Origin of the sequence: Paenibacillus alkalitolerans, assembly GCF_016482785.1 — a bacterium.
Lineage (GTDB): Bacteria > Bacillota > Bacilli > Paenibacillales > YIM-B00363 > Paenibacillus_AE > Paenibacillus_AE alkalitolerans.
Window position 1 is genome coordinate 12,927 of record NZ_JAEMXM010000021.1, and the last position, 22,284, is coordinate 35,210.

Here is a 22,284-nt window from a genome sequence, read left to right on the forward strand (position 1 = left end):
CCCTTTTGCTTTAAAGGAGCGGAAGTGTATAACCGAATTTTCAGTTGGCAGCGTTTGTGTACGAGGCGTTATATTCCTCGATGATTTTGCTTCCCCCTTGCTCCAGCCATCTTTCGATTTCGGATTGGAAGGCCTGCTCGTCGATCAAGCCCAGCATGAACTTGTAGGTGGCGTCTTTTATAGTTTCTTGCAGTCTTACGCCCTTCTCATTATAAGTATCCGATTCGAGAAAAGCCGTCGGGTCGTGGATCAGCATGCTTTCATTGTCTTTAGTAAGCGCCTCCGCCTTCTCCTTGGCCCGAAGCGGAAATTCCGGTTCAAGCATTCCTGAGATCGTGCTTGGGCCGCCGATCAGGAGAGACTGGTACGGTTTCACTTCCTTATGGGTCAGTTTCGTATTATCCGTCGGCACCACTTTGCCCTTCTTCAATTCGTAGTGCGAGCCTTCAATACCCCAATAGATAAGATTGCTGATTTCGGCGCTCATCAACCGGTCAAAAAATGCAAGCACGTCCTTCAATTCGGCTTCCGTGTGAATTGCGGATTTAGGAAACAGCACGACCGTGCCATACCCTTGATTGGCCCACACCCCGTAACCTTTCGGGCCCTTGATCCTGTTATGCACGTCCAAGGCCGCTTCCGGAACGGCCGCCTTCAGTCTCGATTCCAACGATATTACATCGCCCATTGCTCCGATGTACATGCCGGCTTTCCCGTTTAGAAGCAAAGCCTGTTGGTCCACTTTTCCGGTTACCGGGAAATCCCGGTTGACGAGCCCTTCTTGATGGAGCTTACGGAAAAATTTCATCGTTTCCATATACTCGGGGAACATGAATTCCGGCAGCAATTTGCCGTCTTGTTCACCCCAACCGTTCGGAGTTCCGAAGTAGGTGCTCACCGTCTTGAACGCGCCGTAAACCAAATCGCCGCGATCCGTCAAACCGAAAGTATCGTCCTTGCCGTTGCGGTCCGGGTCATTATGCGTGAACTGTTTCAGCATGACGTACAATTCATCGAGAGTCGCCGGCGCCTTCAGCTTCAGAGTATCCGCCCAGTCTTTGCGGTAGATGATACCTTGGCGGGACAACGGCCGCTCCTGGTACAAACCATAGAGCTTTCCGTTGACCGATATATTGTTCAGAACTTCCGTCTTCAACCTGCTCAAATTCGGATAATCGTCGAGCAGAGAGCCTATTTCCCAGAACAAGCCGTTGCGGATTTGATCGCGGAACAGCGGGAAGGAGGCGGCATTTTTCAAATAAAGCGCTTTCGGAAGCGTGCCGGTTGAGATCGCGGCGTTGACTTTCTCGTCGTTACTGCCGTCCGGAATCCATTGTATATCCAGTTCCGTACCCGTCTTTTCTTCAACAAGCTTTTCAATCTTATCCGACGGAACCTCCAGCGAATGAAGATTTGCCATGATCGTTATATGTGTCCGATTCTGTGACGCTGCCGTTCCGGATGTATATGCGCATCCGGCCAATGCGGCGGCAGACATGACGACTGACAGCACGCAAAGTAACAATTTCGCAAACATTTTACCGCCCCCCGGTTCGTTGCTTTATATGGCGATTATAACCTACAATGTTATTATTGAACCTTCTGTTTTTTACCACTAGAATGATAGTACATCATGGATTTGGAAGGTGGAAGGTGGGGCCGCATGAGCAAATACAGCCTTTATACGAAAATGATCATATTCGGATGCGCCATCAGCATCATCCCCCTTCTAGCGCTCGGTTTTTTTTCATATATGAAATCGTCGACATCGATCCAAAACCATGTGAACGAAAGCAACGTTCAAATTATGAGACAAATGAACGGCAACATGGAACAAGTGCTGCGTACGGTAGACTATACTCTTAACTACGTCATCAGCACGAACCAATTGCAGGAAGCGCTATACCGTCCTTTAACTTATTACGATTTCCAGCTATATAACAAATTGAAAGAGGAGCTCAGCCTGCTGCAATCTCCAGATACGAAGGTGACGGACGTCATACTGGCAAATGCGGTTTCGGGCTGGGTCGTCAACAACCGTGGGTTATACGCCTTCGATAAATACGGCTCCAAAGATACTTTGCTTTCATTAATGGATTTTGACGGAAGTACGAAATGGGTCATACTTGAAACGGAATCTCTGGTAGACAGCGACAACCTAAGTTATGCTTGCCCGTACACGATTGCCTTGGTCAAGAAGATGCCTCTCCATACATCCAACACGCGCGGCGTTGCGTTGGCGACCATTCCGAGCTGCAGCATGGCGGACATGATGGACAGCCGGACGGCTTCCCGGGAAGTGATGGTGTTGGATCACGAGTTTCGGATCATCGTTCACTCCGACCAAAGCAAAATCGGAACGCTGTTGACGGATGCGGGGTATGTGAAGAATGACGATCTGTCCCGGTTCGAATCGAAATCCGGACAATTCGAGACGAACGTTGGAAACGCTTCCGTATCGGTCACTTATGTCCGTTCCGCGTTTAACGGCTGGACTTACGTATCCTTCACGGAAATGTCCAAAATTACGGAAGAATCGAGATCGATCGGATGGTTCACCTTCTATGTCTGCATGCTGATCATCGGACTTAGCGTTCTATTTGTTTGGCTGGGCAGCGTCAGGGTATATATGCCGATTCGTCACATATTCCAAAGCATCGCCGAGCGTCTGCCCGAAATGCAAGCAAACAAAAAGAACGAGCTGCAAATCATCGACGAGCATATCCGGGAACTGTTCGCTTCGAACACGAAGCTGCGCAGCGAGCTGCACCAAAACAGCCGGCAAGTCCGCACATTTTTCCTTCATAAGCTGTTTCAGGGTCAAATCGATCCGTTCGAAATCAAGGAGAAGATCGAGCAATTCGGTTACGACGAACAAGTCGAAGCTTGGGAGCATCTCGCCGTATTCACTCTGCAAATCGATATATTGGAAGAAACCCGGTACGATCAGAAAGATCTGGATCTGCTGTTATTTGCGATAAACAATATTATCGAAGAGTCGGTGCCTGCAGCGGACCGGCTGCCTCCCGTCATTCTCGACCAAACCCAAGTCACGCTTATAGGACGCGGCGGCATGACGTTGGATGAATTTAACGACTATATGTACAAGCTGACCGAACAAATCCAAAAAAACATGAGACATTATCTGGATTTGGAGGTCAGCATAGGGATCAGCTTGCCGTTCCAGAGCTTGAGGAAGGCGTCGAGGGCGTACCAGGAAGGCATGGAAGCGCTGAAGCACCGGTTGAAGCTTGGGAAAGGGGTGATCATCCCTTATTTCAGCTTGAACTCAGGCCAGCATTCGCGAGTATATTTCTATCCGATGCAAGCGGAGAACGAACTGATCGATGCGATCAAGCTGGCGGACGAGCCGCGGGCATGCGAGCTGCTGAAACAATGGATTGAAGAAGTTTTCCGCAAAGACCGGACGCCTCACGAGTATCAAATATCGCTCATCCGCTTGTTGAACGATTTGATGATCGTCATGCAAGAAGCCGGAATCCCGCTGGAGCAAATCAAAATCCGGGAAAGCTCTATATACGAAGAACTGCTGCAGCTTTACGTCAGCTCCGAAATCGAGAGTTGGTTTAAGTCCCGGCTTATCTCTCCGATGATTCAGGTTTTCCGGGACCGTCAACAATCCCAGTACCAAAATATATCCGAACAGATCATCGAAATCATCCGGAACGAATATGATACGGATCTTACACTCGAAGAAGTCGCCTCGCGGCTGCATTACAACAATTTTTACTTGAGCAGCGTGTTCAAGAAAGAGACGAATATGTCCTTCAGCGAGTATTTATCGATGTACCGGTTCAACATTTCGAAGAAATGGCTGATCGAAACGGACATGCCGATCAAGGATATCGCGGAGAAATTAACGTATAACAATCCGCAAAATTTCATCCGCTCCTTCCGGAAGCTCGAGGGGATGACTCCGGGGCAATACAGGAGCAAGTACGGAAACGCCAGCGGTTAGCGGCTGTTTTTCCTTGTGATTACGAGTGCCGTCTGCGTTATCCTGTCTCATTGCGGACCTCCTTTGATGACATAAGGGATTTTGCGGTACTTATTTACGATCGTCGAAGCGTCTTGAAAGCGGTTAAGGGATTTTGAGGTACTTATTGTGACATGCTGCCGCTATGTTTGCCCTTTAAGAAGAAAAATAAGTACTCCAAAATCCCCTATCGCCTTTGTTGAAGTCACACACACCAACATATAAGTACGTGAAAATCCCTTATTTCACAACCAAATGTCCCCCGATTCGAACTCGTACTCGAATAAAGCGCGCTCCAGCATCCTTGCGCCCGTCTTGATGAAACTCCGGACTCTTTCGCATTGTTCAAAAGATAACTTCTTCATCTGTTAACAACCTCCAACCCCAATTTTTTCGCAAAAAACGCATACGATTTATTTGACGTGCAGAACTTCTCCAATTCCGTTTGCAGTACTTCCTTTGCTTCGGATACGGAGATCGAAAAATCTTCGTCACTAATCCATGAATCCACTAATTCGTAACACATGCTGCTCCAGCCGGAATCATTTTCATTCCCTTTCGCTCCGGTTATTACAACATCGCCGTAATTTTGAAGCTCGACTAGCGCTTTCTCGTACTCTTTTTTGTGCTCTTTGTCACCCAAACCTGCTAGTTTGCGAAGAGTCCGGGAATCGACGCTGCCGTGCTCCAGTAATATTTTATAAATATGAAAAGCCGTTCTCGACATAAGTCCGACGTTGTACCGATCTTCTGCCGGTCTGCCGGATGTAAGGATGGTCTTTACTAACGGAAAGAGAGAAATATGTATGAAACATGCTTTGCTGCCGAAAAATTTGCCGTATGCCGCAACTCCGTCCTCCACGATACGAACGCGCCATAACCACGGGTCCGATTCCGCCCCCGAATGCCATTGAAGATGTGCGGCAACCGCGGTTAGCGACGGATATTCCGGGACGAAATCCGAAAATGGGAAGATTTTATATTTCTCGAATATTTGGACAAACTCCTGGTAGTTGGAAATCTTCACGTTGTTTTGACTCCTTTCGTGTTCCTGCGTTGATAACGTTCGCACATTTGCACCGCCATATCATGAATGCTCTCCCGCAAAGACTCAGGTTCAACGACCTCCGCTTCCATCCCAAGAGAATAGAAGTAACGAATAAACCATTTCCACTCGGAAGGCGGACAAATAAAATCGAGTTCCCATTCTTCATCGGACACCGCTCGAATACGTTCGCCAATGTGCTCGTCCTGCTCGACTTGAAGCATACCCTTGTAGGTCAATATGGCTCTGATGCGGGTCGGCTGCATTTGCGGTTGTTCCGGGACAACGCGTTCCGTTTCCGGCTGTTCAGGCGGGGCGGTCACTTCGATGGAATCGATCCGGTCGATCCGGAATGTCCGGTCCTCTCCGTGAGTGTGGGAATATGCATCGCAATACCAGAACCCGTTGGCTATCACAACCCGATTCGGCTTAATCTGCAGCCAACGCCGATGACGCTGCGACCGGTAAAAAATGTTCAGCCATTTGCCCTCTGAAGTGTAGTTGAACGGCACGCCTATCTCTGCTAACGACTGCATGTCGCGAAGAATCGTGCGCTTGGACACTTCAAATTTTGCCGCAAGAGATTGCGCCGTTTCTTGCCGCTGCTGCAGCGCCAACAATATCGCAAACAGCCTGTCCTTTCGCTTCACGCTCAGCGCCCCCGTCCGTTTCTTACAATATAGCATAGTATTGGTGACACTTTGTTTGTCACCAATTCGAAAAGCTGCTATCGAACAAAATACTCTTCATAGCGAAGCGGTTTCATAGTACAATTTGTTAAATATCAATGAGGGAGACGGTGACTTTCAGTGGAAACGAAAAAAGAATACAAATTTGCCTTGGTGCAGATGAAAAGTGAAAAAGCGGCCGTCGACCGTAATCTGCAATCGATGAGCGAATATATCGCCGCAGCGCAAGCCAATAATGTTGATTTCATATGTTTTCCCGAAATGAACATCACCGGTTACATTGATCCCGCGAAATTTCCGAATGCCGTTATATCCATTGATCACCAAGCGGTCAGCGAAGTCATCCGTTTAAGCGGCCACTATTCTATTTGCGTCATTGCCGGATTTGTGGAATATAACCCGAACGGCAAGCCGTATATCAATCAATTTGTTGCTCACAACGGGACATTGCTGGGATCGTATAGAAAGAAAACCATTAAAGACGGAGAGGAGTATTGGTTCACTCCCGGCGATCAACAACCGATATTTAATGTATCCGGACTCACATTCGGTTTATCCGTCTGCGCCGACATAGACGATCCGGACATATTTCGTGAATATGCTCGGAAAGGCGCCGATATCGTATTTGAAAGCGCCGCTCCCGGTTTGTACGGGGAACAGGAAACACGGAATTGGTCATCCGGTTTTAACTGGTGGAGAAGCAACTGCATGGAGAAATTGGGGAAGTACGCTGCCGATAATTCAATGTTTATTGGAGTTTCCACACAGGCAGGGCGTACAATCGACGAAGACTTTCCCGGTGGAGGATATCTCTTCGATCCGAGAGGGAAATGTACGGCTGAATCGGGAAACTGGAGTGAAGGCGTTCTTCATACGCAAATTCTAACCTGATCGGATAAAGGCTGCCGGCCGGCAGCCTTCCTGTGTTAGCCAGTTGCTTTAGCGTGAATAAGATAGAAAAAATTCGTAACCTTGATTCCCTTGCCGGCCGCATGCCGTTCAAAGAGGGTATTGACACCGTTAAAACACGTCTCCCGAACGTATTGGGCGAACCGTTCGCTTTGTCCGAAGCTTAACATGATTAGTATGTCTTCGGGTGTCGGTATCCATATAATTTCCTTCAGCTTTCTCAAGCGAATGTCAGATAAGCCGCTTAATTCCAGCCGTTCTTCGATCTTATCCAATATCGGCGTTCCTCTAGCCGGCGGCGGAAACAAGCCGGGAAAGCAAAGTCCAAGTTCGCCTTCTTCGCCGTCGCCGTCTCCGGGATGGTATAACAATATGTCGCCTCCCGGCCGGACAATCCGATTCCCTTCCCGATACCAACTGCTCGGACCTTTCTTCGTATATGCAACGTCGAAATAATGATCCGGAAACGGCAGTCCGTCATGCGTTCGCCCGGTAACAAACCGTACATTCGGTTTTCGGTACCGGTTCGCAGTCGCGATAAATCCTTCCGTCATGTCGTAACCGACCACTTCTTCCGCAGCATCCGCCCATCGGTTCGTGTACTCACCGTGGCCGCAGCCCACATCAAGCACTTTCCCGTGCAACAGCTTCGAAAGCTCTTCGGTCAAAATGTCCTCAGACGCAGTTCCTTCGTGGTAATATTTCCAGGTGAATTCGTACTTCCCGGTTTGAGCGGCCAATTGACTGCACCATTCTTTGGTTTGCCCTCTCAAATAATCCGCATGCAGAGTCAGATCGGGAAACATGTTTTCGTATCAGCACCTCCACAATGGGTTTTGCCGGCCGGCTTATATACAATAAAGAAAATTTTTCCGAAAGTATAGACTTATATTAGCGTCCACACCAAAGGACACCGTTTCGGTGTCTTGTTTGTGTTAAAATTTATCATCGTTTCTTAATCTGATTTTCAGGTTTCTCGTGTATGATAGCGGTATCACAGCAACCGACGACGAAGAAAGGATGGTGCCGGATGATACATGCCAAAAGGATGCTCATGCTCGGTACATTGGCCGTAGCGGTTGCGCTGGGGTCTCAAGTTACGGAGAGGGATACCGCGAAGGCGGATCCGTCTTCGAAGACGATGAACCCGGGCACCGAAGAGGACGAATTTCTCCAAGTGCTGGGGGCATCTTCAGAGGAGGAAGTCAGGGAAGCATTATACAAAGGGGCTACGCTGGCAGAGATCGCCAGAAACAACGACCGCGATCCGCAAGACGTCGTATGTCTGCAGATGCGCGAATTAATGCGGCAGCTGGAACTACGACTCGAGCGCGGGAGCATTTCGCCGGAGACGTTCGCTCTTCAGATGGATGAGATCGAAGAAATCGTCAAACATAGCGTGTACGGTGCGCAACCGGAGATTGCTTGATCGCCGCATTTCGAGCCGGTACATAGCCATCCGGTCATTAACATAGTTTTAAGGGAAATCGCGGTCATATGGATGGCTCAAGCCGGCCAATCGATGAACAATAGAAGATAAAAGCTTGTCATCTTTCTTTGAGGGAGCACTTGAATATTCATTTACGGCGACATATAATTCTTCAACCGCATAGCGCGGATCCCGCTCCCGGTACGGTTCCTCAGAGGCAGGATGACTTACGGCTCCGTTCGTCAGCTTGCTGAAGTCGTCGTCGTTCATCTCGAGGATATACCCCCTAAGTTCGCGTACCTTCTCCTGTACCTGATGAGGTAAGTCATCAATTTTCCCAAGATCATCGAGGATAGCTTTCACTTCATTTTTTTCCATTCGTTGATGTTCTCCTCTAATCGTAGTTCATGTATGTAAACTTTTGATGCGTTCCTTTTTCATCTTTTCCGATATTTTCTAATTATTTCCCAAATCGCCTGTTATGATAAGTCAGAGCAACCATCTTAGATATCAATATTCCCTTTCGCAGGTACTTGTTCTGCGCTCCCTTTCAATCTGTACCGGTACAGATGCATAAAACAATCGAAAATCACCGCAAATTTATCGTTATCTTAAAGATCTGTATCGGTCAACCGCCTATATTTCCCCAATTATTTTACAAAATACAACATTAATTTATAATCTGTACCGGTACAGATTGAAAGAGTCGGGGAGATGAATATCAGGGGAGGACGGTGGCAAGAAATCGGATGAACATTAAGCATGAAATTGCCGTGCTGCCGGATACAGGCAATCAAAAAAGACACCATTTTCGGTGTCTTTTTGTTCAAGGGTTAAGTATTTGTGCTTGTGCCGGTTGCATCGCCGGCGCCTGCATCAACCGGAGGAATTTCGCGGCCAGGACCGCCGAACCCTTTATGTCCCCTGCCGCCCATAAAGCCGGTTCCGTTCACCATGTCTTCCACCTTCTCGGTCAGCTTCGAAATTTGCTCCTCTGCCTGTTCTGCCGTTAGCTTGCCGTCCGTTACCGCTTGATTGATTCGTTCGGTAAGGGCTTTGACCTGCGCGTCAATAACTTTTTGCACTTCAACGCCTTTTTCCTTCGCCACATCAGCGAGCGATTTCCCTGAGATTAACGCCTCTTTCAATTCCTCGTTCGTCAACCCGAGCACTTCCGCCGCCGCGCTCAAATCGCCCCCTCCAAACATATGACCGCCGAATCCCCGATGCTTGCCGAATCCTATTTCCTGAAACTTCGAATCGATCATCGTGTCGAGATTTTCGCCGAACTGTTTCTTCTGCTCCTCGATTTTCGCGTTGAACGATTCGGAGAGCGCCTGTTTTAGGCTGTCGCGGGACACTCCTTGCTCTTCGGCGATTTCGGCGAGCGTTTTGCCCTCTTTCACCTTTGCTTGAAATGCCGCCTGATCAAGCTTCAGCACATCCAGCACTTCTTGGCTGACAATTCCAAAATGTCCCCAGCCGCGGTAGTCGATCTTGCTTTCAACAGTTGCACTGCCGGACTGCGTTCCTGAAGCCGCATCCGAACTCGTTCCAGAGCTCGTGGCCGCGTAGGCGGTAAGCGGGATTACGGCCGCAAGCGCTGCGGCAATTCCAAGGGTCTTGACTGACTTCTTCATCTTCTCATTCCTCCTATATCTGATTGGTATTACAAGATCCAGTATAGGCAGACTTCCTTAAAGTGAGATGAGTCCAAGCTGAAAGAAAAATGAGGCAAAGCTGAAAGTTTGCTGAACGGATGAAAGCCTCCGTTGCGGCTTAGAATATCGAATAAATCAGTTTGGCGGCAAAATAGTTGAACGGAATGCCGATCGAGAGATTGAGCGGGAAAGTGATTCCCAACGCGAGTCCGAGGTATGTGGACGGATTTGCCTGCGGGACGGCCGATCTTAACGCAGCCGGGGCCGCTATGTAGGAAGCGCTGCCGGACAGCACCCCCATTAGCGCGGCGCCTCCAAGCGACAGACCTGTCCATTTGCCGCAAAGCACCCCCAACAAGCCGTAAACTAAGGGAGCCAGCAATGCAAACCCGATAAGTGCAGAGTTCTTTGTTCCCGCTTCCCTTAATTGAGCGCCGCAGACGATCCCCATAGTCAATAAAAACAGGATTAATACCCCTCTGTACAAATCAATAAACAAAGGTTGTATAACGGACCTCGCCTCCACACCGCACGCCCATCCTATGAGCAGTCCGCCAAGAAGAAGCAAGATGCTCTTGCTGATGAGCGTTTCGCGGACGATGCGAAGATCGACATGCTTCATGGATACAGGAATCCACCGGGAATGAAACGTAGCCGAGCTTGCTTGTTTACCCGTCGACGTTCCTGACTTGAAGGCGTTTAGGACCATTAAGGATATCATGATTGCAGGAACTTCCATCACCGCGACAACCGCGCTCATAAATCCTTCGTAAGGCACCCCCGTTCCTTGCAAAAAATCCGCCCCCGCACCATATGTGACAATACTGACCGAACCGTAAGTCGCGGCGATCGCCACAGCATGATATTCGTCAATGTTGCGTTTCAATAAAAACAAGATCGTAACGAGCGGGATAAAGCAGCCGAGCAGTACTCCCCCCAACAGCGGTTTCACCAACTCCGTTACCGGGTATTTCGACAGCTCTATTCCTCCTTTAAGCCCGATCGCCAATAGCAAATAGATGCTTAAAGAATCGCTTAATCCTTTCGGCACGGCCAGATCCGATTTCAAAAGCGAGGCCGCCAAACCAAGCATAAACACTAATACTGCCGGAGAAATAATATTGCTGATCAGAATGTCCGACATGCTCGTTCCCCTTTCTAAATTAAAAACCGGCAATTACCCGAACCGCGGAAGCGAATTCCTTCCATAGTTCCGAATAATTGCCGGTTTATTCACAACTCGTCGTTTTGACGCTTTGTTAGTCTCCTGGCATGCAGCTAATGCAGCTATTTGTTTATTAAGCGTTCTTCGAGGTTGCCGTCCAATATAAATACCATCATCCGTTCGCCGCTGCGTGTCGATATATCCGTATGGAACGAGACGACACGCTGGCCCGTCACCTCAAAAATCAACTCTCCAAGCTGATCGCGGCCGGCCTCCACCAAATCGGAGCGAATCCGCTTGATCGAAAGCATCCCGTCTTTCTCGGAAGAGAGCAGCTTTTCCGCAGGCGTAAGAACGCCCTTGAGCAAGACAACGACCATATTCCGGACGATATCCGCCTTGACCACTACCGATCCGCGGCCGAGAAAGTCCTTCTCCCATTGGGTTAATGCTTTGCTGACTTCGGCTTCAACCATTCCCTTGGTCTTCATCGCATTCCCCCGGTACAAATGTTCTAAGCCATTATACCGAAAAAATTATCTTTGTCAAACTCGCTGCCGCTAGAAACGGAAATATTCCTTCGCGTTGTTATAGCAAATGTTTTGCACAATCTCGCCCAGCAGTTCCATATCGTCAGGGAACTCTCCGTTCTCGACCCATTCGCCGATCAGGTTGCAAAGAATTCTTCGGAAGTACTCGTGTCTCGTGTACGACAAGAAACTTCTCGAATCCGTCAGCATGCCGACGAACCGGCTGAGCAGCCCGACATCGGCAAGCGTCTTGAGCTGCGCGATCATGCCTTCTTTCGTATCGTTGAACCACCAGGCAGAGCCGAATTGCATTTTACCCGGAATGCCGCCGCCTTGATAGCTGCCGATGATCGTCGCAAGAAGATGGTTCTGCGTTGGGTTCAAAGAATAAAGTATCGTCTTCGGGAGCGCGTTTTCTTTGTCTAGCGAATCGAGCAGCCGGGATAACGGATACGCGATCGTACTGTCGTTCATCGAATCGTACCCGGTATCCGGACCGAGTGTTGCAAACATACGGCTGTTGTTGTTCCGGGCGGCGTTGATATGGTACTGCATCGCCCATCCCCGCTCCGCATACAGCTTGCCCAAGAACAACAGCGTATGCGTCTTGTATTTCTGCTCGTCCTCCAAGCTGACGGTTTCGCCTTTCAGCGCCCTGGCGAAAATACCCGCCGCTTCTTCCTTCGTCGATTCCGCATACGGCACATAATCGAGCGCATGGTCGGACACCCGGCCGCCGACGGAATGGAAAAATTCAACTCGCGACTCCAAGGCGGCAAGAAAATCATCATACCCGCCGATCGATAGGGCGGAAACTTCCTCGAGTTTACGCAACCAATCTTGAAATCCTTTGCGGTTGATTTCCAACCCTTTATCCGGGCGGAACGACGGAAGCACCGCTACAGGAAAATCGCCCTCACCTTTGAGCTTTACATGATACTCCAACGAATCGGCAGGATCGTCGGTGGTGCAAACGACCTTCACGTTGGACTTCGTAATCAGGTCACGCGCCCCGAACCCTTCGCCGTTGAGTTGAGCGTTGACCTTGTCCCATATGACAGGAGCGTTCTTTTCGTTAATCAGCTCTTGTACTCCGAAATATGTTCTCAACTCAAGATGCGACCAATGGTACAGAGGATTGCCGATCGTCATCGGCATCGTCTTCGCATACGCCACAAACTTATCGTAGTCGCTCGCGTCGCCGGTAATGTACTTCTCCTCGACGCCGTTGGCGCGCATCGCTCTCCACTTGTAATGGTCCCCGTATAACCATACTTCCGTTATGTTTTTATACGTCTTATTCTCGTATATTTCTTTCGGGCTCAAGTGGCAGTGATAGTCTATGATCGGCATCTGCTTGGCGTAATCGTGATAAAGGGTTTTCGCAGTCTTGTTCGATAATAGAAAATGTTCGTTCATAAAAGCCGCCGTTGCCGTTGCCATATGTTCATCCACCTTTCTTGTATCCGTCTAAATCGTCATCGCTCCGAATCCGCCGTCCACCCGCAAGAAAGTGCCTGTAACGAATCCGGACGCACGTTCGGAAGCGAGATAAACCGCAGCTCCCTGCAGCTCTTCCGGTGCGCCGAACCGGTTCATCGGCGTGTGCCCCATTATGCTGCGGATGCGTTCCTCGGAAAGAATCTTCTTGTTTTGCTCGGCCGGGAAAAACCCGGGAATAATGCCGTTGACGCGCACACGGTGCGGCGCAAATTCGCGCGCCAGAAATTGCGTGACGGAGTTCACTCCGGCCTTCGAGGCGGAATAGGTGAACACGCGCGAAAGCGGCGGCCCGGACGAAACGGAGGAAATGTTGATAATGCTTCCGCCTTCTCCTTGGTCGATCATTTGCTTGCCGAACACTTGGCTCGCAAGGACGACGCTTTTCAAATTGACGTCCATAATGCTGTCCCATTCTTCTTCCGTAATTTCGAAAAATGAGGTGGCGCTGTTTTTGCCGGGGCAGTTCATCAGAATATCGACGCGTCCCGTCCAAGCCAGCACTTCCTCCAATACGCGCTGCAAATCTTCTTTGCTAGTCGCATCCGCTTGGAATACCGCCGCTTTGCCGCCTCCGGCTTGTTCAATGCGCGCTTTCGCAGCCTCCGCCGTTTCCGCGTTGCGCCCGACGACGGCGACATTCGCGCCGTGCGCCCCGAGCGCCTCGCCCATTACGGAGCCGAGCGTGCTGTTGCCGCCGATGATGACGGCGGTTTTGCCCGTCAGATCAAATAAATTCATATTACATTCCCCTCGCTGTCGAATGTCCAATGGTACGGCTCCGACACGATGTCGATGTCGGGATGTTTGCGCGCTTCCTCGAGAAGCGGCACCGATATTTCGATTTCGCCCAGATGCAGCGTGTCGCGGATGCGTACCAAACGGCAAGTGTGAAATTCGAGCACATTGCACGTCTTGACCGCCGCCTTGATCGCCAGCTCGTCGCTTTCCAGCGTCGTGGCAAGCTTCGTCGGAGCGCAGACGGTGGATGTCAATCCGTTCAAATACGTTGCCGTGAAATCCATCTTGTCGGCGAGTCTCCGCGTCGTGAAATCCGCCGTACCGACGCCGTTCGCGTTGCCCTTCGACTCCTTCGTGACGTCGAGGACGACCATCTTGTTCACATCCGGCCCGCCTGACGCATACGGAGTCGGGTACCTGCCGGTCACATTCGGATCCATGCCGTCCCCGCTTATGTTCTTGCCGATATAATCGATGACGAGCACGTCGATTTGATCAAACAGCAGCCGCGGCATGCGCGCTTTTGCCATGCGCAGCAGCTCGACCTCCCGTTCGTACACCAGCTCCGCCGGCAGCACTTCGACATGGCACGTTTCGTCATACGCGTTCTCCACGGCCGCGACCCCGAACACGATCGGCAGCTTCTTCATCATCACCTGCGCCATCTCAGGCACAAACTCGGCCATATATTTGAAGCCGAGCTGATGGCATGCTTCGGCGCCCTTCTGCTTGCCGAGGCCGATCGCGATCATCTTCATGATGCCGCTCTCGATGTTTCCGCGGAATGCGGTATGCGGCTTGACTCGGTTGATGACGATGATCGCGTCGGCCCCTGACGCGATTTTGTCGGCGTACACCGGCAGCCCGTTTGGCAGACGGTCAAGCTCTACCACTTCCATGGAGGACTCGACCGGCGCGCCCATCGTCTGCTCGTCTATGCCCAGATGCTTCAACACCTCCGCCTGTCCTTCCGCCGTCGCGCCGCCGTGGCTGCCCATGCACGGCACGATGAACGGCGCGGCGCCGGCCACTTTCACGGCATCGACCACCGCGCGCGTCATTCCGGCGATGTTCGCCACGCCCCGGCTGCCGACGCAGACGGCAACCCGCTGGCCCGGCCGAATGCGGTCGATCGCGCCCGGATTAGCCAGCTCGGCCCGCAGCACGCCGACCGGGTCTTCCAGCTTCGAGGCGTCGAACCGCTGCCTGATGCGCACTACGGGCGGAATCGGAATCGGCTGCAGCATTCGTCGAATGATTTCACTCATGCGTCTTCACTTCCTTAGTAGGTGCGGATCATTTTCCAAGCAGTTGCAAATGTTTGCCGATATGTGTAATGAGTGCGTCTTCGTACGATTTCTCGTGCTCGCGAAGCGTCCGGTAAAACTCGTCTTTAAACAACAGACGTCCGTTCGCGTCCTTCGCGGTCAGCAATATGCCGTACGTGATATGGATCAACTGCCGCGCGTCGTTGTCGTTCATATACTCGGGTAGCTCGGCGTCGGCTGTATCGGATAACGGGCGAATGCGGCCGAAGTCCGCCGTAATGTGGTAATACTTCAGCGCCTCTTCGACCCGCTCCAGAGCGTAAGCGTGCATTCTCCGGTAAAGATCCGGATTGACGCGCGCCACCGTCCGCACCGCTTCCAGCCAGTTGGTGCCGGCGGTCTTCAAGTGGAAGCGGCCGCCCGTATATTTCGCCACCAACGGGAATACGCTGAACTTGTCGCTTCCGGAATGGACGCTCAGCTTGTAGCCGAAATGATCCGCGATCTTCGCATGAACGGCCAGCTCTTGCTCGAATTGGGCGATGTCGCCGATGTAATCGATGCCCTTCTGAAACTCGCCGCAAAATCTCGGCGCAATGCTGTATACTTGAACGCCTTCGCGGCGAAGCTCGCTTGCGACGTACCAGTGAGCGGCAGGGTCGGTTGGGGTGAGCGTCTCGTCGATCGAAATTTCAAAATCGATATCCCGTCCGGCCGGTTCAATATAAGTACGATAGATGTCGAGCATAAATTGAATCGCTTGACCATATACGAGTGCATAACGCATCAAGCTGGTTCGGGACATTGATATTTCCGTCCCGTCCACATTAAAGGTTCGGTCGGCGTAATCCGACTCCAGGCGCTCCCTGAAATTCGCTTCGAGAGCTCCGTACCTGCGGGACACCTCCGACTCATCGGCGGAAGCGGCGTCGTTGTCGATATGCTCGGAGGCGTCCAGCGTCAGCATCGAAAATCCGAGCCGAAGCGCCATCTCGATGTCCGACGTCGTCTTCAGATGGTCGCCGTCCGCGCCCCAACCGTCCTTGTATCCTTCCTGGAACACCGCGAAAGCGGCCGCGTCAAGCACATCCTCATATGTTCGTTCGGTCAGCGTCAATTCGCGAATGCTTTGCTGCGCCAAGATCGGCCGGACGTCGCGGCCGGCGACCGTCTTAATGTGACCGGGCGAAGCGAGACCGAGGCGGTCACCCAAACCGATCGTCGCAATTTTCGTTCCGAACGCGCGGGGCTTCGTATACTCGAAATACTTGTTGAGCACAAGACGGTTACTGCGGGACAGCGGGCACATTTTGAACGTCGTCTGTTCCTCCGTTCTTTCTTCGCCCTCCAGCTCGGAGTACAGCGATCCGCCGCCGGTAACGAGCAGCTTCCGCTCTCCGTTCTCTCTTACCATAACGATACGGTCAGCGCCGGATTCCGTGAACGACTTGATAAAGACGTTATCCGCCCCGGTTAATGCGCTTCCGCCGGCCAGCAGCCGTGCGACTGCCGGCATGTTTGTTGTAGTAGACATGAGCATTACCTCCTCAAAATAACAACGTTGTTATTAACCATTACAACTATAATAAGTTGAAAACATGCTTTCATCAATGATATTTTTACAATACGAGTCATTTTTTTAGGAAAACGTTTTTCATAGGAGCATCGATGCGATGAACGTAACGATTAAAGATATCGCCCGATTGGCGGGAGTCAGCTATTCCACCGTTTCCAAGGCGCTGAACGACAGCCCGTTGGTGAAACCCGACACGAAGAAACGAATCGTGGAGCTGGCCGCGCAGCTCGGCTATCAACCGAATATCGCCGCCAAGAGTCTCGTCTCCCGCCGGAGCATGACGGTCGGAGTCGTGCTGCCTTCATTGGAGCGGGTCGCTCTATCGGCCCTTGTCGGACGGATTAACGACGAGCTTGCGGGGCGCGGATATGAAGTGATTTTGTCGATTCTTCCGCCTACTTCCGCCGTCAAGCTGTTTCAACGGCTCCAGATGGACGGCATCGTTGTGTTTGAGGATATTTCGCCGGAAGAGAAATATGTCGAACCCGCTGCGACCGAAATCCCCGTTGTCTCGATTGGTTCTTCTCACGTGACAAGCTCCCGATATGCCATCGTTGACGTCAAGCGCAAAGAAGCCTTGAAGGAAGCGGTCCGCTATTTGGCGGGTCTTGGCCATGCGCGAATCGCCTATATCGGGGACGCCAGGGAGTCGGACAGCAAACAGCAGCAAAAGGTGGCGGGTTTCATGGAAGGCGCGTTCGAATGCGGACTGACATCCGAGTCGGCGTTCATTATGAACTCCGACGGAAACACGTGGCGCCACGGATACGAGGCCGGCCGGAGATTGTTGGTGCTGGACAAGCGGCCGAGCGCGGTAATTACCGGCGCGTTCGATGTGACCGCCGGCTTCTTGCGGGCGGTGCAGGACGGCGGGCTTAGCATCCCGGACGATCTTTCGCTGCTCAGCTATGACAATGTTCCTCAGCTGGCCGAACTGGATGTACCGGTTTCGGCCGTAGGAGCGCCTGTTTCGCTATTGGCGGATCGGATCGCCTCAAGGCTGGTTGATATTATGGGATCGGCCAACGCCATCCGGATGTCCGAGCTGCTGGATGCTTGTATCGAGGAGAGAGCTTCGTGCCGGAACGTGTGAGTGCTAACATTATGGCAATGTTTATACAAATAAGGCAAAAAGTTTGCCATATTAAGACCAAACGTTGCCGATCGAACGACCCTTGCGGCTTCATCGTCAACCGTCTATCATAGCGGTACCGAACAAACGGAGGTTAACACGAGTGAGAAATACACTTTTGACCGCAATGTGTTTAATGATAATTTTGGCAGGATGCTCCGCCCCTTCGCCTGCAGAACAAGCTGTGGAGACCCCGCCCGTGACGAATACCGGAAAAGAAGTGACCCTGCCGAAGTCTGAAGAACCTCCGGGTAAAAGTTCCCTTCCGATTTCCGAACAAGCACCGGAAGAAGCTTCTTTCACCAAAGGCATTCTAACGGGGCTGCCCGAATATTTCAGTTTCGTCGATCGTTTGGATGAATACCGAATCTTGGGGCTGGCCGCCGGCAAACCTTTTATCTATTCAGTATCCGAACACAAATACGATATCGTGTCGGAAACCGTATGCTGGAACGTCCGGCTCTCTCCCGATAAACAAAGGATCGGATACAACAACGAAGACGGCATCGGGATTATCAATATTGAAGACGGAACCGGAAGGATCGTTTTTTCAAAGGAACAGAGCGATCAAATCAATCAAGACGGGTCCATGTACTTTCAGTGGGGAACTCTCCCGAACCAACTGCTGTTGATACATCAGGGGGAGTGGGACTCATTTTATTATCTGTTGGATTTGGAAACCGGGAAATATACCCCGCTTCAGGTGAAAATGGACAGCTATTTCTTGTCGGAGCCGATTCAATGGATTGACGAGCATCGGATTTTGTTCAGCTTCCGGGCGAGCAAGAAGAAGGACGGCACGATGGAGTACGGTTCGGGATACCGGTCTGACTTGGCCGTCTATGATTTGAGAACAGGAACAACAGAGAAAGTTACAGATACGGATGACGGATATTTTGTAAATTTTGTTTCCATGCAAGCAGATACGGCGTATTACCAGGAGATGGATCCGGAACAAAGGAGAAGTTACTATTCGGTAGATGTGACAAATAAAAAATCCGAACGTATCGACATTGCCGATGAACATAACGATATATACGTCTTCTGGTCACCGGACACCTACCTGATGGGTAATGTCGACCCCGAGATACAAGAGATGAACCATGTTATGAATGTGAGTTACGTATCCCGCGGTACCACCCGAACCATTGACGCAATTCTTTTCGAATCTTCGACGCCGGCATGGGTCCGCCTGGGGAGCCATCTCGCCGTCTCGTTCGGTCATGCGGAGAAAGCGGACGATAACCTCGGTTATATTACAAAATCACAGGCACATGTGTTCACGTTCAAATGAAAATAAAGGGGCTGCCTCTGTTCAAGATGACTGTGAAGCAGCCTCTCGTTCTAACGGAACATTTACGGAATACGTATGGCTTGAGATGAGGCCGTTGGGAAGCCGCACGCGTTATGCGAACGAAAAAAACGCCCTATAACAGCCCCCAGTACACCTCTGTCTCATAGTCGAAGGACACCGTCCCGTTCCTTTCATTGCGTTCGAACAGTTTCCGCAGCTCCTCCAGCATCGGTTCATAAGTCGGGTGGCCAGGTACGGGACTGTAGGATGAAGACCGCAGCCGTCCGAGCAAACCCTCAAAATCGAACAACTGCTTGTACGGGAACCGGGCTTCCCTCAGCGATCCTTCCTTGAAGAAAGATGCCAGTATCTCACTTGAAATATTCTTGTGATTGACGCTCGCGTAATCGGTGCCGAACGTATGCAGCAGACTTTCATACTGTTCCAGAAACGGTGTGCCGTGCGTCAGCCGTGAATTCCAGATCAGCACCGTCTTCCCGCCTGGCTTCAGAATACGCCCGAACTCGGTTTTAGCCGCATCGCGGTCAAACCAATGAAACGCCTGCGCACAGACGATAAAATCTACGGAATGATCGGGCAATCCGGTCGCTTCCGCTGATCCCGGGATAGCGCGAAACTTCGATTCCCCGCTTAATGCTTTCTCTGCGGCCTCCCTCATCGCCTGATTCGGCTCGACAGCCGTCACGCCGCTCCCCTGCTCCAGCAACAACCGTGAAAAAATACCGGTCCCCGCACCGATGTCCGCTATTTCCGAACCCGCTCGCAAGCCCACGGAATCATACAAGTAATCAATGGCTTCCTTCGGGTAGCTCGGCCTGTACTTCACATATGTATCGACCCTGTCGGAAAATCGTTCCTTACTGTCCATTACGAACCACTCCCATCAAGCTTTTTTTCTCCCAATGTAAAGCAAATGGGATGCAGTGCCTAACAAATACGAATCGGCTGCGGATTTATAAATTAGTTCCATAAGTGAGTCCAGTTCTCCACGTTCTCTCCAATAATTCCAATTCTCAGGCGTTAATCGGGCACCAATGCCGTTTGACGACAATAGCTCCAGTGTCTCAAACCCATTCTGCTCCATGAACGGTCTGATGTCTTCAATTTTGTAAAAATAAGCCCCGGTGAACCTTCCGGGATCCGAATGGTTAAATATCCCGGTCTGCCCGGACCCGCGCCATTATCTAATATTTGCCCTGATTCAGGAAGGTGTTTTTTTATAAAATGCCAATTAACCAGAAATTCCAGAGGTTCTCTCTCAAGCCTTCCCCACTCATCAAATGACGAATAATAATTTACAATGTCTTGCATACGGTCACCCGCCCTACCGTTTTTTCTCCTTGCTCTCCACAACTATATTTCTTCCAACTTATTCCTGTCAATCAACTCAGCATTACTTATAGTCCAAATTCAGCATTTTAATCATATATTCGATGCCATCCACAGGACTGGGTATGCGGACATCCAATAGCTGCAATAAAGCCAGAATAAACGCATGGCGCTCAACTTATTCCGTTAATTACTGCTATTTGTTTGCTTCATATGGAAACAGGCGATAATGATATGTATGCATCGCAAATCTTTTTTCGGTTGATCAGCCCCGAAGGTGGAAATCGCTGCGAAGAATTGGTGGATCGGAAAATATTATGGAAAAGGCGAAAATCAGCGCCGGGCAGTTGTTTGCGTTAATTTTTTTGTTCGAGATGGGTACGGCGCTTGTCGTCAGTTTAGGGTTGAAGGCGGAAAAGGATGCCTGGCTGGCCATACTTCTTGGGTTAGCGGGCGGATTGCTCCTGTTTCTTGTCTACACCTCTTTATACAAGCTATATCCGGCGCTTCCGCTTACCGGGTACTTAAGAGCGATTTTGGGAAAATGGATCGGATGGCCGGCATGCTTGCTTTACATTATATTTTTTCTCTATGGGGCGGCAAGGGATTTACGGGACGGAGGAGAGCTGCTCACCGCTTCATTTTTGGATCAGACACCCGTATTTGTAAATCTTGCAATTATGATCTTATCGGTCGGTTACGTATTGAATAAAGGGATCGAAGTATTCTCAAGAACCGCACAAATCTGCATGGTCGTAATGTTCGCGGCGGGATTCATCAGCAACTTCCTGATGTACGCTTCCGGAATCGCCGATTATCACCAGCTGCTTCCGGTATTGGCCAAAGGATGGGAGCCTGTCGTTAATACGGCTGCGACCCAAACCTTCGAATTCCCATTCAGCGAATTGATTTGCTTTACGATGCTGTTTCCTTATTTGAATGATCCGAAAAACGGTGTTCGCGCGGGATTTGCTGCAGTGTTGTTCAGCGGGCTTACTCTAAGTTTTTCGATTGCCATGTATATCGCCGTACTGGGAGTCGATATTGCCGGAAGAGCAACTTTTCCCTTGCTGTCGGCAATCAGTATGATTAATATCGGTGAATTCATTCAGAGATTGGATGTGTTCGCCGTTCTTACATTGATCATCGGGGATTTTTTTAAGGTCGGAATTTTTTTTTACGCTGCAGTTATCGGTGGGGCCGATCTGTTCCGTATACAGGATTACCGGAAGCTGGTGTATCCGTTTGCTCTTCTCATTTTGATCATTTCGATGATCATCGCGTCCAACTTCGCGGAGCATATCGAGGAGGGAAACTTTGCGCTGCGGACCGTTTTTCTATTGTTCGGCGTGGCGATTCCGCTTTTGCTGTGGGCGGCGGCACGGTTTCGCAGGCTCGTTGAAAAAAAGAATCCCCCGCCTTTCGAGTAATCAACGCAGGCGGGGGTGTCTGTCATGGCTTCCATTCCAATGCTTTGTCCGTATCGACCAACGGCTTGCCGTAATAATGCTTTGCCCTGAAATTATGGATTTCGTCGCAAGCTTTCTCCATCTTTTCCATTACAATGGCTTGAGGCATCCCTTGAGGCGACCAATATAAGATGTGCATCTGATACTGCCTGTTTTCTTCGTCTACTCGCGTATACCGGATAAGATCCGCTTTTTTGAACCCGTTCCTGGCATAAAATGCAAGCCGCTTCTGTGAATCCGTGTCACCCTGAGTTCGAGGTTCCGCTTCGAGGATGATCAGCTTTTCCTTCTCCTTCAGCTTGTCGAGAATCGACGAGCCGATCCCCTTCCCTCTGGATTTGGATGTAACCAATAAGTAATCAATGAAAAGAAAAGTCGGGAATTCCGCATAAAGTAAAATGTAGTCTTCCGTCTCCTCTTTGTGGTAAACATCCTTTTCTTTAATCAGATCTTTCAGATGCTCCCGGTCTTTCATTTCATGCTCCGGAAAATATTCGTTCAGTTTGTCATACCATTCCATCCGCCGTTC

General features: G+C 50.5%; 21 protein-coding genes. 6 read left to right on the forward strand and 15 right to left on the reverse strand.

Annotated features, from left to right (window positions below; genetic code table 11):
• Positions 1-40 precede the first annotated feature (40 nt).
• Positions 41-1,537, reverse strand: coding sequence for an extracellular solute-binding protein (locus JET16_RS23480; protein WP_199621115.1), 1,497 nt, complete (start codon positions 1,535-1,537; stop codon positions 41-43).
• A gap of 126 nt (positions 1,538-1,663) precedes the next feature.
• On the opposite strand from JET16_RS23480, the gene JET16_RS23485 reads away from it, so the two are divergent.
• On the forward strand, positions 1,664-3,979 hold the full coding sequence (locus tag JET16_RS23485; protein WP_199621119.1) for an AraC family transcriptional regulator: 2,316 nt from the start codon (positions 1,664-1,666) through the stop codon (positions 3,977-3,979).
• 379 nt (positions 3,980-4,358) lie between these two features.
• Here the strand turns inward: JET16_RS23485 and JET16_RS23490 are convergent, their stop codons facing one another.
• Together JET16_RS23490 and JET16_RS23495 are read right to left on the reverse strand one after the other, a co-directional pair.
• Positions 4,359-5,024 (reverse strand): AlkZ-related protein, encoded by a 666-nt coding sequence (locus tag JET16_RS23490; protein ID WP_199621122.1) that lies wholly within the window; start codon positions 5,022-5,024, stop codon positions 4,359-4,361.
• On the reverse strand, positions 5,021-5,692 hold the full coding sequence (locus JET16_RS23495; RefSeq protein ID WP_199621124.1) for a helix-turn-helix transcriptional regulator: 672 nt from the start codon (positions 5,690-5,692) through the stop codon (positions 5,021-5,023). The genes JET16_RS23490 and JET16_RS23495 overlap by 4 nt, the downstream gene beginning before the upstream one ends.
• A gap of 159 nt (positions 5,693-5,851) precedes the next feature.
• Between JET16_RS23495 and JET16_RS23500 the strand changes: the two genes are divergently transcribed.
• Positions 5,852-6,622, forward strand: a complete 771-nt coding sequence (locus JET16_RS23500; RefSeq protein ID WP_325176763.1) for a carbon-nitrogen hydrolase family protein — start codon at positions 5,852-5,854, stop codon at positions 6,620-6,622.
• Between the two features lie 35 nt (positions 6,623-6,657).
• Here JET16_RS23500 and JET16_RS23505 read toward each other — a convergent pair whose 3' ends face one another.
• On the reverse strand, positions 6,658-7,446 hold the full coding sequence (locus JET16_RS23505; RefSeq protein WP_199621126.1) for a class I SAM-dependent methyltransferase: 789 nt from the start codon (positions 7,444-7,446) through the stop codon (positions 6,658-6,660).
• 224 nt (positions 7,447-7,670) lie between these two features.
• On the opposite strand from JET16_RS23505, the gene JET16_RS23510 reads away from it, so the two are divergent.
• Positions 7,671-8,069: a hypothetical protein gene (locus tag JET16_RS23510; RefSeq protein ID WP_199621128.1), complete on the forward strand. Its 399-nt coding sequence runs from the start codon at positions 7,671-7,673 to the stop codon at positions 8,067-8,069.
• A gap of 48 nt (positions 8,070-8,117) precedes the next feature.
• Here the strand turns inward: JET16_RS23510 and JET16_RS23515 are convergent, their stop codons facing one another.
• The 8 genes from JET16_RS23515 to JET16_RS23550 form a co-directional block, all read right to left on the reverse strand.
• On the reverse strand, positions 8,118-8,447 hold the full coding sequence (locus JET16_RS23515; protein ID WP_199621131.1) for a hypothetical protein: 330 nt from the start codon (positions 8,445-8,447) through the stop codon (positions 8,118-8,120).
• Positions 8,448-8,902: 455 nt separating this feature from the next.
• On the reverse strand, positions 8,903-9,709 hold the full coding sequence (locus JET16_RS23520; protein WP_199621133.1) for a sigma-70 family RNA polymerase sigma factor: 807 nt from the start codon (positions 9,707-9,709) through the stop codon (positions 8,903-8,905).
• A gap of 139 nt (positions 9,710-9,848) precedes the next feature.
• Complete coding sequence (locus JET16_RS23525) at positions 9,849-10,874, reverse strand: sodium-dependent bicarbonate transport family permease (RefSeq protein ID WP_199621134.1); 1,026 nt, start codon at positions 10,872-10,874, stop codon at positions 9,849-9,851.
• A 143-nt stretch (positions 10,875-11,017) separates the two neighbouring features.
• Positions 11,018-11,386 carry a DUF2294 domain-containing protein gene (locus JET16_RS23530; RefSeq protein WP_199621135.1) on the reverse strand — a complete coding sequence of 123 codons (369 nt, stop codon included), beginning with the start codon at positions 11,384-11,386 and terminating at the stop codon, positions 11,018-11,020.
• Positions 11,387-11,455: 69 nt separating this feature from the next.
• Positions 11,456-12,844: a glucuronate isomerase gene (gene uxaC / locus JET16_RS23535; RefSeq protein ID WP_199621224.1), complete on the reverse strand. Its 1,389-nt coding sequence runs from the start codon at positions 12,842-12,844 to the stop codon at positions 11,456-11,458.
• A 51-nt stretch (positions 12,845-12,895) separates the two neighbouring features.
• Positions 12,896-13,666 (reverse strand): SDR family oxidoreductase, encoded by a 771-nt coding sequence (locus tag JET16_RS23540; protein WP_199621136.1) that lies wholly within the window; start codon positions 13,664-13,666, stop codon positions 12,896-12,898.
• On the reverse strand, positions 13,663-14,934 hold the full coding sequence (locus tag JET16_RS23545) for a nickel pincer cofactor-dependent isomerase, group 22 (RefSeq protein ID WP_199621137.1): 1,272 nt from the start codon (positions 14,932-14,934) through the stop codon (positions 13,663-13,665). The genes JET16_RS23540 and JET16_RS23545 overlap by 4 nt, the downstream gene beginning before the upstream one ends.
• A 28-nt stretch (positions 14,935-14,962) precedes the next feature.
• Positions 14,963-16,468, reverse strand: a complete 1,506-nt coding sequence (locus JET16_RS23550; protein WP_199621138.1) for a tagaturonate epimerase family protein — start codon at positions 16,466-16,468, stop codon at positions 14,963-14,965.
• 139 nt (positions 16,469-16,607) lie between these two features.
• Between JET16_RS23550 and JET16_RS23555 the strand changes: the two genes are divergently transcribed.
• Positions 16,608-17,603 (forward strand): LacI family DNA-binding transcriptional regulator, encoded by a 996-nt coding sequence (locus JET16_RS23555; RefSeq protein WP_199621141.1) that lies wholly within the window; start codon positions 16,608-16,610, stop codon positions 17,601-17,603.
• 238 nt (positions 17,604-17,841) lie between these two features.
• On the forward strand, positions 17,842-18,936 hold the full coding sequence (locus tag JET16_RS23560) for a hypothetical protein (RefSeq protein ID WP_199621145.1): 1,095 nt from the start codon (positions 17,842-17,844) through the stop codon (positions 18,934-18,936).
• 133 nt (positions 18,937-19,069) lie between these two features.
• Here JET16_RS23560 and JET16_RS23565 read toward each other — a convergent pair whose 3' ends face one another.
• Positions 19,070-19,825 (reverse strand): class I SAM-dependent methyltransferase, encoded by a 756-nt coding sequence (locus JET16_RS23565; protein WP_199621147.1) that lies wholly within the window; start codon positions 19,823-19,825, stop codon positions 19,070-19,072.
• Positions 19,826-19,977: 152 nt separating this feature from the next.
• Positions 19,978-20,268 (reverse strand): hypothetical protein, encoded by a 291-nt coding sequence (locus JET16_RS23570; RefSeq protein WP_325176764.1) that lies wholly within the window; start codon positions 20,266-20,268, stop codon positions 19,978-19,980.
• 335 nt (positions 20,269-20,603) lie between these two features.
• Between JET16_RS23570 and JET16_RS23575 the strand changes: the two genes are divergently transcribed.
• Positions 20,604-21,716: a GerAB/ArcD/ProY family transporter gene (locus JET16_RS23575; RefSeq protein ID WP_199621149.1), complete on the forward strand. Its 1,113-nt coding sequence runs from the start codon at positions 20,604-20,606 to the stop codon at positions 21,714-21,716.
• A 22-nt stretch (positions 21,717-21,738) separates the two neighbouring features.
• Here the strand turns inward: JET16_RS23575 and JET16_RS23580 are convergent, their stop codons facing one another.
• The gene (locus JET16_RS23580) at positions 21,739-22,275 is read right to left on the reverse strand and encodes a GNAT family N-acetyltransferase (RefSeq protein WP_199621151.1); all 537 of its coding nucleotides are present in this window, start codon (positions 22,273-22,275) and stop codon (positions 21,739-21,741) included.
• Between the last annotated feature and the right edge of the window lie 9 nt (positions 22,276-22,284).

Bases quoted from the DNA above. Each gene is read 5' to 3' on its own strand.
- JET16_RS23485 (WP_199621119.1), top strand. From the start codon at position 1,664: ATGAGCAAATACAGCCTTTATACGAAAATGATCATATTCGGATGCGCC.
- JET16_RS23515 (WP_199621131.1), bottom strand. From the start codon at position 8,447: ATGGAAAAAAATGAAGTGAAAGCTATCCTCGATGATCTTGGGAAAATT.
- JET16_RS23540 (WP_199621136.1), bottom strand. From the start codon at position 13,666: ATGAATTTATTTGATCTGACGGGCAAAACCGCCGTCATCATCGGCGGC.
- JET16_RS23550 (WP_199621138.1), bottom strand. From the start codon at position 16,468: ATGTCTACTACAACAAACATGCCGGCAGTCGCACGGCTGCTGGCCGGC.
- uxaC (WP_199621224.1), bottom strand. From the start codon at position 12,844: ATGAACGAACATTTTCTATTATCGAACAAGACTGCGAAAACCCTTTAT.
- JET16_RS23565 (WP_199621147.1), bottom strand. From the start codon at position 19,825: ATGGACAGTAAGGAACGATTTTCCGACAGGGTCGATACATATGTGAAG.
- JET16_RS23510 (WP_199621128.1), top strand. From the start codon at position 7,671: ATGATACATGCCAAAAGGATGCTCATGCTCGGTACATTGGCCGTAGCG.
- JET16_RS23575 (WP_199621149.1), top strand. From the start codon at position 20,604: ATGGAAAAGGCGAAAATCAGCGCCGGGCAGTTGTTTGCGTTAATTTTT.
- JET16_RS23505 (WP_199621126.1), bottom strand. From the start codon at position 7,446: ATGTTTCCCGATCTGACTCTGCATGCGGATTATTTGAGAGGGCAAACC.
- JET16_RS23545 (WP_199621137.1), bottom strand. From the start codon at position 14,934: ATGAGTGAAATCATTCGACGAATGCTGCAGCCGATTCCGATTCCGCCC.
- JET16_RS23480 (WP_199621115.1), bottom strand. From the start codon at position 1,537: ATGTTTGCGAAATTGTTACTTTGCGTGCTGTCAGTCGTCATGTCTGCC.
- JET16_RS23530 (WP_199621135.1), bottom strand. From the start codon at position 11,386: ATGAAGACCAAGGGAATGGTTGAAGCCGAAGTCAGCAAAGCATTAACC.
- JET16_RS23525 (WP_199621134.1), bottom strand. From the start codon at position 10,874: ATGTCGGACATTCTGATCAGCAATATTATTTCTCCGGCAGTATTAGTG.
- JET16_RS23580 (WP_199621151.1), bottom strand. From the start codon at position 22,275: ATGGAATGGTATGACAAACTGAACGAATATTTTCCGGAGCATGAAATG.
- JET16_RS23555 (WP_199621141.1), top strand. From the start codon at position 16,608: ATGAACGTAACGATTAAAGATATCGCCCGATTGGCGGGAGTCAGCTAT.
- JET16_RS23570 (WP_325176764.1), bottom strand. From the start codon at position 20,268: ATGCAAGACATTGTAAATTATTATTCGTCATTTGATGAGTGGGGAAGG.
- JET16_RS23520 (WP_199621133.1), bottom strand. From the start codon at position 9,709: ATGAAGAAGTCAGTCAAGACCCTTGGAATTGCCGCAGCGCTTGCGGCC.